This is a genomic window from Streptococcus mitis (assembly GCF_047462815.1).
Classification (GTDB): domain Bacteria; phylum Bacillota; class Bacilli; order Lactobacillales; family Streptococcaceae; genus Streptococcus; species Streptococcus mitis_DO.
Window position 1 is genome coordinate 25,245 of sequence record NZ_JASHFB010000004.1, and the last position, 13,363, is coordinate 38,607.

Sequence of the window (13,363 nt, forward strand, 5' to 3'; positions counted from 1 at the left end):
TAACAGTATAAAAAATTAGCCCCCACTTGGAGCTAACTTATATTAACTATTTGTCTCTTGCATCTTCTCCCGTCCTAGTTCTCGGTAACTACGGTCACCAACAACCTCCACGCTAAACTGGCCGTCCTCATATTCAAGAATCGTCACGCTACCATTATCGAGACCATGCGGATGCATGCCATTAATCAGATAAACAATGGTTCCAATGGTCATTCCGTGGCTGACAACGAGGGCATTACCCCCACCCTGCTCTTCCATTTCTTTGGCAATCGCTTCAAAGCCCTCCTTGATTCGGCCACTGAGTTTTTCCCAGCCTTCAGCCCAACCAGCTGTGTCAACCTCTACCAAGCCCTCAGCCAGTTCAGCATAAGACAATTGGTGAACATGGTCCACATTAAAGATACGAGGAATGATGCCCATGAAAAGATCGCCATCGTAGGCTCCATCAAAGCTGCCAAAACACCATTCTCTGATACGCTTGTCCATGCGATAAGGGATTTTCCCTTGCAGGCCAAGTTCGTCAAGTATGATTCCCATAGTCTGAATGGTACGACCAGAATCACTCGAATAAGCACGCTCAAACTGTAGACCAGATTCTCGCAAACCAATCCCTAATTCTTGAATCCCTCGCTCACCTTCAGCTGTTAAGGGAGTATCGCTCCAACCTTGCGCGCGACCAATCGTGTTAAACATGGTCTTGCCATGACGTACCAAATACAATCGTACTTTTACCATTTTCCGTCCTCCGTTTGCTTCTATTATATCATGGATGATAAAACAAAAGCCACCCATACAGGCGACTTTTGCAGGAGATTATTATGAAAAAGTTTAGGAGTTCTATTAAATAAAGATATTAGATGAAAATCAAATTCAAACTAAATCAGTGTTATCTGTTTCAAATAATATTAGGAGGTCTTTATTTAATGACTATAGTATACACATCCAACCTTAAATAGAACTTAAAATTTCTCCTATTTTCTTAATTTTTAAAACTATGAATTGGTGCTGGAATTTGTCCTCCACGAGAGATGAAATCGACAGACGAAGCCCCATTGACCTTCATAACGGGTGCAGTTCCTAATAGGCCACCAAACTCAATCATATCGCCTTCTTTTCCTTTTGGAATGATACGAACAGCTGTTGTTTTCATGTTAATGACACCAATTGCCGCTTCATCTGCAATCATAGCCGCAATGGTTTCAGCAGGTGTATCCTCCGGAATGGCAATCATATCCAAACCAACAGAACAGATAGCCGTCATAGCTTCTAGTTTTTCCAAATTAAGAGAACCATTTTGCACTGCAGCAATCATTCCTTCATCCTCTGAAACAGGGATAAAGGCACCAGACAAACCACCAACTTGGTTGCAGGCCATAACTCCTCCCTTCTTAACTTGGTCATTCAAGAGAGCCAAGGCAGCCGTCGTTCCATGCGTACCAACTGTTTCTAGCCCCATTTCTTCAAGGACACGTGCAACAGAATCTCCAACCGCAGGAGTTGGCGCCAAACTCAAGTCCACAATACCAAACTTCACACCCAGTCTCTCACTGGCCATTTGACCAACCAATTGACCGATACGAGTAATCTTGAAGGCAGTCTTCTTGACCGTTTCGGCTACTACGTCAAAGCTCTCTCCACGAACTTTTTCCAAGGCACGCTTCACCACACCAGGACCAGAAACTCCGACATTGATGATAACATCTGCTTCCCCGACACCATGGAAGGCACCCGCCATAAATGGATTGTCCTCAACAGCATTAGCAAATACAACCAACTTAGCTGCACCCATATCAGATAAATTAGCCGTTTCCTTGATAATACGTCCCATATCTGCTACAGCCGTCATATTAATACCAGACTTGGTTGAGCCAATATTGACTGACGAGCAGACCTTGTCCGTTTCAGCCAAAGCACGAGGAATAGAATTGATGAGAATCTCATCTCCCTTTTGATAACCCTTTTGTACCAAGGCAGAGAAGCCACCGATAAAGTCCACACCAATCTCTTTCGCAGCCTTATCGAGTGCTTTTGCCAGAACCACATAGTCTGTCGCATCTGTCGCTGCCCCAATCAGAGAAATGGGTGTCACCGATACACGCTTATTAACGATTGGAATTCCCAACTCCGCTGCAATTTCATCCCCAACTGCTACTAAATTAGCTGCCTTGGTCGTAATCTTTTGATAAATTTTCTCCGCAGCACGATTGATATCCGGATCGATACAGTCCAAAAGGGAAATCCCCATGGTAATAGTTCTGATATCGAAGTTTTGCTCCTCAATCATGGCAATGGTTTCAGTAACTTGTCTAATATCCATATACACCTCCTAGATATTATACATAGCTTCGAAAATGGCAGCACTCTGAATATTGATTTTTACATTCAAAGTTTCCCCAAAGGCTTCAAACTCATTACGAAGATAGGTAAAATCTTGCTTTTCATCACTAGAGACGACAGCCATCATCGTAAAATATTCATCCAAAACAGTTTGAGAGATATCATCAATATTCAAACCCAATTCTGCAATTTTACCAGAAACACCTGCAACAATTCCAGATTTATCTTTACCAACAACAGTTATAATCGCTTTCATAAGCAAACTCCAATTCTTCTTTTAATAGGAAACCTGAACATTAAACAGGATTCTTTTCAAATAGTATAGCATAATTCTAACTAAAATACTCAAAAACGCCTGCTTACGAAGTTGTTCTTAAGAAAAAAACAATTTCGTAAACAAGCGTCTACTATCCCAACTTATGATGAGTGTTCCCGCTAGGACCGAGATCCTAGCGGTAGACCAGAGCTAGACTAAGAGCACAAGACTCCATCATCATAACACTCAACAAAATTGATGATTTTATACTAATTCGATGATCGCCATTGGCGCTGCATCACCACGACGTGGTTCAGTTTTAAGGATACGAGTGTATCCACCGTTACGTTCAGCATAACGAGGTGCGATTTCTGAGAACAATTTTTGAAGTGCTGTAGTAGAAGTGTACTTATCAGTTGCTTCATCATAGTTTTCAGATGCGATTTCATTACGTACGAAAGCAGCTGCTTGACGACGTGCATGCAAATCACCACGTTTACCTAGAGTAATCATTTTTTCAACAGTTTTACGGATTTCTTTAGCACGAGCTTCAGTTGTCACGATTGATTCGTTGATCAAAAGGTCAGTTGTCAAATCGCGAAGCATCGCTTTACGTTGTGAGCTAGTGCGTCCTAGTTTACGGTAAGCCATGTATTCCTCCTTTATTTATCTTTTAATCCAAGACCCAAATCAATGAGTTTGAGTTTCACTTCTTCCAAACTCTTGCGTCCAAGATTTCGTACTTTCATCATCTCTGCTTCAGATTTTTCTGTCAAATCATGCACAGTATTGATACCGGCACGTTTCAAACAGTTGTATGAACGCACAGACAAGTCTAGTTCCTCAATCGTACGATCCAAAATACGGTCGTCAGATTCAGTATCAGCTTCTTTCATCACTTCAGTTGACTTAGCAATCTCAGTAAGATTTGTAAACAAATCAAGATGTTCTGTCAAAATACGTGCTGAAAGCCCTAAAGCATCTTCTGGAATAATTGTTCCATTTGTCAAGATTTCAAGGGTTAGTTTGTCAAAACCATCGTTGCTACCTACACGAGCAGGTTCAACTTGATAGTTGACTTTGGTAACTGGTGTATAAATAGAATCTACAGCAAGTGTCCCAACTGGTGCATTATCCTTTTTATTTTCATCTGCAGGTACATATCCACGACCACTGTTAACAGTCATAGTCGCTTTTAGAGAAGAACCTTCACCGATTGTAAAGAGATAATGATCTGGATTTACAATTTCAATATCGCTATCTGTCAAAATGTCACCAGCTGTTACTTCAGCAGGACCTTCAACATCTAGTTCGATGATTTTTTCGTCTTCAACGTACGATTTCACTGCAATTCCTTTAATGTTCAGAATGATTTGCATCACGTCTTCACGAACACCTGGAACTGTGTCAAACTCATGTAACACACCATCAATATTGATAGATGTCACAGCTGCTCCTGGTAGAGAAGCTAGAAGTACACGACGAAGAGAGTTACCAAGAGTTGTACCGTAGCCACGTTCAAGTGGTTCGATTACAAACTTGCCATAATCTTTATTTTCATCAATTTTTGTTATATTTGGTTTTTCAAACTCGATCATTTAGTTACTCCCTCTTAAACGAAAAGCAGTGTAATGCGATGATTATACACGGCGACGTTTTGGAGGACGAGCACCATTGTGTGGCACTGGAGTCACATCACGAATTGCTGTTACTTCAAGACCAGCGGCAGCAAGCGCACGAATAGCTGACTCACGACCAGAACCTGGACCTTTTACAGTAACTTCAACTGATTTAAGACCGTGTTCTTGTGCAGATTTAGCAGCAGCTTCAGAAGCCATTTGAGCAGCGAATGGTGTAGATTTACGAGAACCTTTGAAACCAAGAGCACCAGCTGATGACCAAGCAATTGCATTACCATGCACATCAGTAATCATAACAATAGTGTTATTAAATGTAGCGTGAATATGAGCAATACCAGATTCGATATTCTTTTTCACACGACGTTTACGTGTTGGTTTAGCCAAGACTTTTACCTCCTATATTATTTTTTCTTACCAGCAATCGCAACAGCTTTACCTTTACGAGTGCGAGCGTTGTTTTTAGTGTTTTGTCCACGGACAGGAAGTCCACGACGGTGACGGATACCACGGTATGAACCGATTTCCATCAAACGTTTAATGTTCAAGTTTACTTCACGACGAAGGTCACCTTCAACTTTGATTGCATCCACTTCACGACGGATAGCATCTTCTTGATCTGATGTCAAATCACGTACACGAACATCTTCTGAGATTCCAGCAGCAGCCAAAATTTTCTTAGATGTTGCAAGTCCGATACCATAAACATAAGTCAATGAGATTACTACGCGTTTGTCATTTGGAATGTCAACTCCAGCAATACGAGCCATGTTTTCTCCTTTCTATCTTATCCTTGACGTTGTTTGTGTTTTGGATTTGCTGGGCAAATTACCATAACACGACCATTACGACGAATAACTTTACAGTATTCGCAAATTGGTTTGACCGATGGTCTTACTTTCATTTCTTATCCCTCCAAGTTTTTCGATTATTTAAAGCGGTAAGTGATACGTCCACGTGTCAAGTCATATGGACTCATTTCGACAGTAACACGATCTCCCGCTAAAATACGAATATAGTTTTTACGAATTTTACCAGAAACTGTTGCTAAAATCTGATGTCCATTTTCAAGTTCAACCGTAAACATTGCATTCGGCATTGTATCAACTACTTTGCCTTCAACTTCAATCACATCGTCTTTTGCCACGCAAAAGCACCTCCATAAATTTCGATTCGATGCCTCTAGACACAGAGACAACAATTATAAGTCAGACTATCTCAGTATAACATTTGTAGCGGATTTTTGCAAGTGTGAAAAACGCTTTATTTCAAATTTGTCAATACTTTTTCGATATCTGAGAAGACATCATTGATATCTTGATTACCTTCGATGTCATGAACCAAACCTTTGGCACGGTAGTGAGCAATGATTGGTTCCCCTTGAGCAATATTCACATCCAAACGACGTTTGACTGTCTCAGGCTTATCATCTTCACGTTGGTAGTAATCTTCTTCTTTATAGTCAACTGGTGGGTTAAAGACCTTGTGGAAAGTTTCTCCAGTTACGCGGTGGATGATACGGCCACTCAAACGTTCCAAGAGGCTGTCTGGATTCACTTCGATGTTGATAACACCTTCCAGTTCGATGCCAAGTTCAGCCAATGTTTTGTCCAAGGCATGAGCTTGTTCGATTGTACGTGGGTAACCATCCAACAAGAATCCTGTTTCTTTAATATCATCTTGTGAAAGACGTTCTTTTACGATTCCATTTGTAACTTCGTCAGGAACCAATTCACCCTTGTCAATGTATGACTTAGCAAGAACACCCATTTCAGTTTGATTTGCCATAGCAGCACGGAACATATCACCTGTTGAGATATGTGCAACATGGAATTGTTCTACGATTTTTGCTGCTTGAGTTCCCTTACCTGCACCAGGTAAGCCCATAATCAAAAGATTCATGATTTGATCTCCTTATTTTATTTTTAAATAGAAGCAAAAAGTCTTTTCACCCCTATTTAAAAACAAAATAGAAGAGGGGAGATCAAACTCTCACAAATGTCAGAGTTTAAACCTCCACTCCCTCAGCATTTACTGATTCATACTCAATGAAAATCAAAGAGCAAACTAGGAAGCTAGCCACAGGCTGCTCAAAACACTGTTTTGAGGTTGTGGATATAACTGACGAAGTCAGTAACCGTACTACGGCAAGGTGAAGCTGACGTGGTTTGAATTTGATTTTCGAAGAGTATCAGTAAATACTTTTATTCTGTTCTATCCATGAAACCAACATACTTACGTTTCAATAGGTATCCTTCCAATTGTTTGATTCCTTCAATACCTGTAGAGATAATGATCAAAAGACTAGTTCCTCCAAAAGCAACTGCTTCTGAAAGTCCGAAAACATCTTTTGCAACAATCGGTAAAATAGAAATCACACCAAGGAAGAGGGAACCAACAGTTGCAAGACGACGAAGAAGTTTAGACATATATTCTTCTGTACCTTTACCAGGACGAACTCCGTGGATATAGGCACCGCTCTTTTGTAGGTTCTCTGCCGCTTTTTCAGGATTAATCTGTACAAACGTGTAGAAGAATGTAAAGAGAATAATCAACAAAGCATACATGGCAATACCAGTTGGTGAAGTTGTTGCCAGCATTTCTTGTGCTGTTCTTACCCAAGCCCAATCATGGCCTGTAGCGCTCAAAAACTGAAGAATAGCCGCAGGCGCTGCAGTAATCGAACTTGCGAAGATAACAGGGATAACTCCAGCAGGGTTTACCTTCAATGGAAGGTAAGAGCTAGATGGAGCACCTTGTGCAACCTTTGTATATTGGATTGGAATTTTGTATTCTGCTTGTTGAACATAAGTTGTAAAGTAAATGATCAACAAAACAGTAATAATCAAGATGATTACGAAAATGATAGATGAGGTAATACGGCTACTTGGAACATTCACAAAGTAGTCTACATAGATGCCCTGAATCATCTCTGGAATTGAGGCAACAATCCCGGCAAAGATAATCATAGAAACACCATTTCCGTATCCCTTATCTGTAATTTGCTCTCCCAACCACGTCACAATCATGCTACCAGCTGTTAAGATGATACCAATCATGATAAAGACTTGTGGAGTAAGAGCCGTTTTCAACAATTGAGCTCCAGCCAAAGTATTAAAACCAGCTGTAATCCCGATAGATTGCACAAAGGCTAGACCTAGAGCAATATAACGAGTAGCTTGATTCAATTTTCTTCGACCTACTTCCCCTTGTTTCCCCCACTCTACAAACTTCGGTAAAATATCCATTTGCAAGAGTTGGACAACGATAGAGGCTGTAATGTAGGGACTAACACCAAGTGCAAAAACTGAGAAGTTTTTCATGGCATTCCCTGACACCAAGCTCAACATGTTTAAGAAGGATAATCCACTTAAAGCATTCAAGCTATTGGCATTCACACCAGGAACTGTAATACTAGTCCCGATACGAAAGACCAAAACGATAAAAATTGTAAATAAAATTTTTGATCGAACCTGCTTGACTTTAAGAGCTTCTCTTAATAATTTAAAAAACATAGGTCACCTCTCTTAGATGACTTCTACTGAACCACCTTTAGCAGTGATAGCTTCTTCAGCTGATTTAGAGAATTTAGCTGCTTTCACAGTCAATTTCTTAGTCAACTCACCGTTACCAAGAATCTTAACACCTGATTTTTCAGCTTTAACAATTCCTGCTTCGATAAGAACAACTGGAGTAACTTCAGCACCATCTTCAAAGACGTTCAATTGGTCAAGGTTCACAATTGCGTATTCTTTAGCGTTGATGTTAGTGAATCCACGTTTTGGAAGACGACGGAACAATGGAGTTTGTCCACCTTCAAAACCAAGACGAACTCCGCCACCGCTACGAGCTTTTTGACCTTTTTGACCACGACCAGATGTTTTACCGTTACCTGATGAAGTACCACGACCAACGCGGTTACGTACTTTACGAGAACCTTCTGCAGGTTTCAATTCATGAAGTTTCATTTTTATTTTCTCCTCTTTTGTAAAATGCTAGCGCCGATAAGGGAGAAAAGGTTGTCTCCCCCATCAACTCGCCTATACGACGTCATCATAGATGACTATATCTAGTTTTAGGGGATGGTATACTGCACATCCCCTAAAGATTCATTAGTTTACTTCTTCAACTGTTACCAAGTGAGATACTGCTGTGATCATACCACGGATAGCAGCGTTGTCTTCTTTAATAACAGAGCTGTTCAATTTGCCAAGTCCAAGTGCTACAACAGTTTTACGTTGTGATGGAATGCGTCCGATTGGAGACTTAGTCAAAGTAATTTTAATTTGAGCCATTTTATCCCCTTTCTTATGCCAAATCAGAAACTGAAATACCACGAAGGGCAGCAACTTCTTCAGCGCGTTTCAATTGTTTCAAACCTTCAACAGTTGCACGAACAATGTTGATTGGAGTGTTAGAACCAAGTGATTTAGATGTAATATCTGCCACACCTGCCAATTCCACAACGGCACGAACTGCACCACCAGCGGCAACTCCAGAACCTTCTACAGCAGGTTTCAACAATACTTTAGCTCCACCGAATTCTGAAAGAACTTCGTGTGGGATTGTTGTTCCAACCATAGGAACTTCGATCAAGTTTTTCTTAGCATCGTCTACTGCTTTACGGATTGCTTCTGGAACTTCTTGAGCTTTACCAGTACCAAATCCTACGCGACCGTTGTGGTCACCAACAACAACAAGAGCTGCGAAACGAAGACGACGTCCACCTTTAACAACTTTTGTAACACGGTTGACAGCAACTACGCGTTCTTCTAATTCAACTGCATTGTCTTTAAATGCCATTTTCTAGTGTCCTCCTATTAGAATTTCAATCCGTTTTCACGAGCTGCATCAGCCAAAGCTTTCACACGTCCGTGATATAGATATCCACCGCGGTCGAACACCACTTCTGAAATACCTTTAGCGTTTGCACGTTCTGCAACGAGTTTACCGACAGCAACGGCTTGTTCAGTTTTAGTTCCTTTTGAAACTTCTTTGTCAAGAGTTGAAGCACTTGCGAGCGTTACACCCGCTACGTCATCAATCACTTGAGCGTAGATGCCTGTATTAGAACGGAATACGTTCAAACGTGGGCGATCAGCAGTTCCAGAGAGTTTTCCGCGAACGCGACGGTGGCGTTTTTGGCGGAGTTTGTTTTTATCTGGTTTTGAAATCACAGTTTTCACCTCTTTAGTTTTAAATCGTGTGCTATGCACAAAGTTGGAAAATAGGTTGGTGGTTGAGAATCAACCACTCAACATTATTTACCTGTTTTACCTTCTTTACGGCGAACGAATTCACCAACGTAACGGATACCTTTACCTTTATATGGCTCTGGTGAACGAAGGCTACGTACGTAAGCAGCTGTTTGACCAACTACTTCTTTTGAAATTCCGCTAACAACGATTGTTGTTGGGTTTGGAAGTTCAAAAGTAATTCCTTCTGGAGCTTCAACTTCGTCTGGATGAGATTTACCAACAGCCAAAACAAGTTTAGTTCCTTGAAGTTGTGCACGGTAACCAACCCCGCGCATTTCAAGTTCTTTCTTGAATCCTTCCGATACACCAACAACCATGTTGTTCAAAAGGGCACGAGTAGTTCCGTGGATAGTTTTCATTTCTTTTGAATCGTTTGGACGGTGAAGAGTTACTTCAGTACCTTCCACACGGATTTCAATATCTTTTGAGAACTCACGAGTAAGTTCTCCTTTAGGTCCTTTTACAGTTACAACGTTGTCATTGTTAGTGAGTTCAACACCAGCAGGCAACACGATAACTTTATTACCAATACGTGACATGTTTATTTTCTCCTGTTAAATTGTCAGGCCAGAATGGCCAGTTTTCACGGGGTTAAAGATACTTATTGAGTTCAATAGCTAAATTGAACACGCTCTAAGAACTGTGCAAAATAGATAAGTTGGCTTGTTTGTAAACAAACTTCTCCAACTTCCTAATTTTGCTTTGTTCTTTACGAGCTTTGTATCTTGATTTTACCAAACGTAAGCGATAACTTCCCCACCAACATTCTTTTGGCGTGCTTCTTTATCAGTAAGCAAACCTTCAGAAGTTGAAAGGATAGCAATTCCAAGTCCGTTAAGAACTTTTGGAAGGTCTTCACGTTTTTTGTAGACACGAAGTCCTGGTTTAGAAACACGTTTCAAGTTAGTGATAACTTTTTCACCGTTTGGTCCATATTTAAGGAATACACGGATGATGCCTTGTTTGTCATCTTCGATGATTTCAACGTTTTTTACAAAACCTTCGCGTTTAAGGATTTCAGCAATCCCTTTTTTGATGTTTGATGCAGGTACTTCAAGTACTTCGTGTTTAGCTTGGTTAGCATTACGAATACGAGTTAGGAAGTCTGCGATTGGGTCAGTCATAACCATTTTGTTTTTCTCCTCTTACTAGTAGTTTGCAAGTTGCACTTGCTAGTTAATACATGATACAAAGAGCGTAACAGCAAGAGCAAAAATAGGCAATTTGATGCAGGAGCGATGCTCCAAAGAAAATTGGTCTTTTTTGCCAAAGCTGTAGCTCGTGTTCAAATTGGCAAGCCCAACTGAACCCGGGCTAAACTCTGTGTGAAAAAGATAAACTTTCCTAGAAACTTCAGTTTCTTCGTCAAGTTTCCTATTTTCACTTAGAGTTTTGACGCCCTTGATATCTTAAATTACCAAGATGCTTTTGTTACACCAGGAATTTGTCCTTTGTAAGCTAATTCACGGAAGCAAACACGGCAAAGTTTAAATTTGCGGTAAACTGAATGTGGACGACCACATTTTTCACAACGAGTATAAGCTTGAGTAGAGAACTTCGCTGGACGTTTGTTCTTAGCAATCATTGATTTTTTAGCCATTAAATTTACCTCCTATATTATTTTGCAAAAGGCATTCCAAGGCCTGTAAGCAATGCACGTGACTCTTCGTCAGTGTTAGCAGTTGTTACGATAACGATGTCAAGACCACGAGTTTTGTCAACGTCATCGAAGTTGATTTCTGGGAAGATCAATTGTTCTTTCACACCAAGTGTGTAGTTTCCGCGTCCATCAAATGATTTTGTTGGAACACCGTGGAAGTCACGTACACGTGGAAGTGAAACTGAAACCAATTTATCCAAGAATTCGTACATACGTTCACCACGAAGGGTAACTTTTGCACCGATCGCAACACCTTCACGAAGACGGAAGCCGGCGATTGATTTTTTAGCTTTAGTGATAAGTGGTTTTTGACCTGAGATAAGTGCCAATTCTTCAGCAGCTTTTTCAAGGCTTTTAGCATTTGATACAGCTTCACCAACACCCATGTTCAAAACGATCTTATCTACTTTAGGCACAGCCATCACTGATGAGTAGTTGAATTGTTCTGTCAAAGCAGGAACTACTTCATTAAGATATTTTTCTTTTAAACGATTTGCCATTATACTTCTCCTTTCCTTCGTGATTAATCAAGCACTTCGCCTGATTTTTTGTTGTAGCGAACTTTTTTACCGTCTACAAATTTGTAACCAACACGACCAGCTACACCATTTTTGTCCAATACTTGAACGTTTGATACGTGGATAGCTGCTTCTTTCTCGATGATACCACCTTGAGGAAGCTCGTTAGTTGGACGTTGGTGTTTCTTAACAATGTTAACACCTTCAACGATAACTTTGTTTACTTTTGGAAGGGCAGTAAGGACAACAGCTTCTGTTCCCTTATCTTTACCAGCGATTACGCGAACTTTGTCGCCTTTTTTTACAAACATTAGGTTTCTCCTTGATTTTTCTTACGCCCATAAGGGCACCCTAGCTTTAAGCTAGGGGACTAGTTTGTTTCTAAAAATTAAAGTACTTCTGGAGCAAGTGACACGATCTTCATGAAGCCACCTTCACGCAATTCACGTGCAACTGGGCCAAAGATACGTGTTCCGCGAGGAGTTTTATCTTCACGGATGATAACTGCTGCGTTTTCGTCAAATTTGATGTATGAACCATCAGCACGACGAGCACCTGATTTAGTACGAACGATAACTGCTTTAACAACGTCACCTTTTTTAACCGCACCACCAGGAGTAGCTTGTTTTACAGATGCCACGATAACATCACCGATGTTTGCAAATTTACGTCCTGAACCACCAAGAACTTTGATAGTCAAGATTTCGCGAGCACCGCTGTTGTCTGCGACTTTCAAACGAGTTTCTGTTTGAATCATTTCAGTTTTCTCCTTTCAGGTTTGATTAGATGATGACCGCTTCTTCAACAACTTCTACAAGACGGAAACGTTTTGTAGCTGAAAGCGGACGAGTTTCCATGATACGTACGATATCGCCTTCTTTGGCAACATTGTTTTCATCATGAGCTTTGTATTTTTTAGAGTAGTTAATACGTTTACCATAGACTGGGTGGTTACGTTTTGTTTCAACTACAACTGTGATTGTCTTGTCCATTTTGTCAGATACAACACGTCCAACAAGAACTTTACGATTATTGCGTTCCATTGAAATTTCTCCTTCCCTAGTCTATTATTTCTCTTCAGATTGAACTGTTTTGATACGAGCGATTTGTTTTTTAACTTCTTTCAAGCGAGCTGTTTGTTCCAATTGACCAGTAGCAGCTTGGAAACGAAGTTCAAACAATTCTTTTTTCAATTCGTTTTCGCGCTTCGCGAGTTCTTCTTGAGAAAGACCACGAAGTTCTTTAACAAATTCTTTTACTTCATTAAGTTTCATGCCTTCTCCTTATTCTGCTTCACGTTTTACGAATTTACATTTAACTGGCAATTTGTGGCTAGCAAGACGAAGCGCTTCACGTGCAATCTCTTCAGATACACCAGCGATTTCGAACATCACTTTACCACGTTTAACTGGTGCTACCCAACCTTCAGGTGCCCCTTTACCAGATCCCATACGCACACCGATAGCTTTAGCAGTGTATGATTTGTGTGGGAAGATTTTAATCCAAACTTTACCACCACGTTTCATGTAACGAGTCATGGCGATACGAGCAGCTTCGATTTGGCGGTTAGTGATCCAGTGGCTAGTTGTAGCTTGAAGACCGTATTCACCGAATGCTACTTCTTTTCCACCTTTTGCTTCACCGCGCATTTTTCCACGGAATTCACGACGGTGTTTAACACGTTTAGGTACTAACAT

Annotated in this window: 24 protein-coding genes; all 24 read right to left on the reverse strand. The window is 40.6% G+C overall.

Annotated features, from left to right (window positions below):
* Nucleotides 1-42: 42 nt before the first annotated feature.
* The 24 genes from QM865_RS02895 to rplP all read right to left on the reverse strand — a co-directional run bounded on the left by QM865_RS02895 (nucleotide 43) and on the right by rplP (nucleotide 13,363).
* On the reverse strand, nucleotides 43-735 hold the full coding sequence (locus QM865_RS02895) for a histidine phosphatase family protein (RefSeq protein ID WP_414305977.1): 693 nt from the start codon (nucleotides 733-735) through the stop codon (nucleotides 43-45).
* Nucleotides 736-979: 244 nt separating this feature from the next.
* Nucleotides 980-2,317: a PFL family protein gene (locus tag QM865_RS02900; RefSeq protein WP_060805948.1), complete on the reverse strand. Its 1,338-nt coding sequence runs from the start codon at nucleotides 2,315-2,317 to the stop codon at nucleotides 980-982.
* Nucleotides 2,318-2,326: 9 nt separating this feature from the next.
* Entirely contained in the window at nucleotides 2,327-2,593 is a 267-nt protein-coding gene (locus tag QM865_RS02905) for an ACT domain-containing protein (RefSeq protein WP_020901855.1), read from the reverse strand.
* Between the two features lie 264 nt (nucleotides 2,594-2,857).
* A complete protein-coding gene (gene rplQ, locus QM865_RS02910; RefSeq protein ID WP_000331493.1) occupies nucleotides 2,858-3,244 on the reverse strand; it encodes a 50S ribosomal protein L17 in 387 nt (128 codons plus the stop codon).
* An 11-nt stretch (nucleotides 3,245-3,255) separates the two neighbouring features.
* Nucleotides 3,256-4,191: a DNA-directed RNA polymerase subunit alpha gene (locus QM865_RS02915; RefSeq protein WP_000568988.1), complete on the reverse strand. Its 936-nt coding sequence runs from the start codon at nucleotides 4,189-4,191 to the stop codon at nucleotides 3,256-3,258.
* A gap of 42 nt (nucleotides 4,192-4,233) precedes the next feature.
* Entirely contained in the window at nucleotides 4,234-4,617 is a 384-nt protein-coding gene (rpsK, locus tag QM865_RS02920; RefSeq protein ID WP_001118385.1) for a 30S ribosomal protein S11, read from the reverse strand.
* A 17-nt stretch (nucleotides 4,618-4,634) separates the two neighbouring features.
* Nucleotides 4,635-5,000: a 30S ribosomal protein S13 gene (gene rpsM, locus QM865_RS02925; protein ID WP_000090781.1), complete on the reverse strand. Its 366-nt coding sequence runs from the start codon at nucleotides 4,998-5,000 to the stop codon at nucleotides 4,635-4,637.
* A 17-nt stretch (nucleotides 5,001-5,017) separates the two neighbouring features.
* A complete protein-coding gene (rpmJ, locus tag QM865_RS02930) occupies nucleotides 5,018-5,134 on the reverse strand; it encodes a 50S ribosomal protein L36 (protein ID WP_001808836.1) in 117 nt (38 codons plus the stop codon).
* Nucleotides 5,135-5,158: 24 nt separating this feature from the next.
* A complete protein-coding gene (gene infA / locus QM865_RS02935) occupies nucleotides 5,159-5,377 on the reverse strand; it encodes a translation initiation factor IF-1 (protein ID WP_001029883.1) in 219 nt (72 codons plus the stop codon).
* Nucleotides 5,378-5,493: 116 nt separating this feature from the next.
* A complete protein-coding gene (locus QM865_RS02940; RefSeq protein ID WP_001050436.1) occupies nucleotides 5,494-6,132 on the reverse strand; it encodes an adenylate kinase in 639 nt (212 codons plus the stop codon).
* A gap of 302 nt (nucleotides 6,133-6,434) precedes the next feature.
* Nucleotides 6,435-7,745, reverse strand: a complete 1,311-nt coding sequence (gene secY / locus QM865_RS02945; protein ID WP_414305978.1) for a preprotein translocase subunit SecY — start codon at nucleotides 7,743-7,745, stop codon at nucleotides 6,435-6,437.
* 12 nt (nucleotides 7,746-7,757) lie between these two features.
* Nucleotides 7,758-8,198, reverse strand: coding sequence for a 50S ribosomal protein L15 (gene rplO, locus QM865_RS02950; RefSeq protein WP_000766089.1), 441 nt, complete (start codon nucleotides 8,196-8,198; stop codon nucleotides 7,758-7,760).
* 144 nt (nucleotides 8,199-8,342) lie between these two features.
* The gene (gene rpmD, locus QM865_RS02955) at nucleotides 8,343-8,525 is read right to left on the reverse strand and encodes a 50S ribosomal protein L30 (RefSeq protein ID WP_000057241.1); all 183 of its coding nucleotides are present in this window, start codon (nucleotides 8,523-8,525) and stop codon (nucleotides 8,343-8,345) included.
* A gap of 13 nt (nucleotides 8,526-8,538) precedes the next feature.
* A complete protein-coding gene (rpsE, locus tag QM865_RS02960; protein ID WP_000874202.1) occupies nucleotides 8,539-9,033 on the reverse strand; it encodes a 30S ribosomal protein S5 in 495 nt (164 codons plus the stop codon).
* A 17-nt stretch (nucleotides 9,034-9,050) separates the two neighbouring features.
* The gene (gene rplR, locus QM865_RS02965; RefSeq protein WP_000624044.1) at nucleotides 9,051-9,407 is read right to left on the reverse strand and encodes a 50S ribosomal protein L18; all 357 of its coding nucleotides are present in this window, start codon (nucleotides 9,405-9,407) and stop codon (nucleotides 9,051-9,053) included.
* Nucleotides 9,408-9,490: 83 nt separating this feature from the next.
* Nucleotides 9,491-10,027: a 50S ribosomal protein L6 gene (rplF, locus tag QM865_RS02970; RefSeq protein ID WP_033684406.1), complete on the reverse strand. Its 537-nt coding sequence runs from the start codon at nucleotides 10,025-10,027 to the stop codon at nucleotides 9,491-9,493.
* A 192-nt stretch (nucleotides 10,028-10,219) separates the two neighbouring features.
* The gene (rpsH, locus tag QM865_RS02975; RefSeq protein ID WP_000245504.1) at nucleotides 10,220-10,618 is read right to left on the reverse strand and encodes a 30S ribosomal protein S8; all 399 of its coding nucleotides are present in this window, start codon (nucleotides 10,616-10,618) and stop codon (nucleotides 10,220-10,222) included.
* A 284-nt stretch (nucleotides 10,619-10,902) separates the two neighbouring features.
* A complete protein-coding gene (locus QM865_RS02980) occupies nucleotides 10,903-11,088 on the reverse strand; it encodes a type Z 30S ribosomal protein S14 (RefSeq protein ID WP_001085697.1) in 186 nt (61 codons plus the stop codon).
* Nucleotides 11,089-11,105: 17 nt separating this feature from the next.
* Entirely contained in the window at nucleotides 11,106-11,648 is a 543-nt protein-coding gene (rplE, locus tag QM865_RS02985; protein WP_000013542.1) for a 50S ribosomal protein L5, read from the reverse strand.
* Nucleotides 11,649-11,671: 23 nt separating this feature from the next.
* Nucleotides 11,672-11,977, reverse strand: a complete 306-nt coding sequence (rplX, locus tag QM865_RS02990; RefSeq protein ID WP_000497691.1) for a 50S ribosomal protein L24 — start codon at nucleotides 11,975-11,977, stop codon at nucleotides 11,672-11,674.
* Nucleotides 11,978-12,054: 77 nt separating this feature from the next.
* Nucleotides 12,055-12,423, reverse strand: coding sequence for a 50S ribosomal protein L14 (gene rplN, locus QM865_RS02995; protein WP_000616545.1), 369 nt, complete (start codon nucleotides 12,421-12,423; stop codon nucleotides 12,055-12,057).
* Nucleotides 12,424-12,448: 25 nt separating this feature from the next.
* Complete coding sequence (gene rpsQ, locus QM865_RS03000) at nucleotides 12,449-12,709, reverse strand: 30S ribosomal protein S17 (protein WP_000440801.1); 261 nt, start codon at nucleotides 12,707-12,709, stop codon at nucleotides 12,449-12,451.
* Nucleotides 12,710-12,733: 24 nt separating this feature from the next.
* The gene (gene rpmC, locus QM865_RS03005; protein WP_414305979.1) at nucleotides 12,734-12,940 is read right to left on the reverse strand and encodes a 50S ribosomal protein L29; all 207 of its coding nucleotides are present in this window, start codon (nucleotides 12,938-12,940) and stop codon (nucleotides 12,734-12,736) included.
* A 9-nt stretch (nucleotides 12,941-12,949) separates the two neighbouring features.
* Complete coding sequence (rplP, locus tag QM865_RS03010) at nucleotides 12,950-13,363, reverse strand: 50S ribosomal protein L16 (protein ID WP_000960946.1); 414 nt, start codon at nucleotides 13,361-13,363, stop codon at nucleotides 12,950-12,952.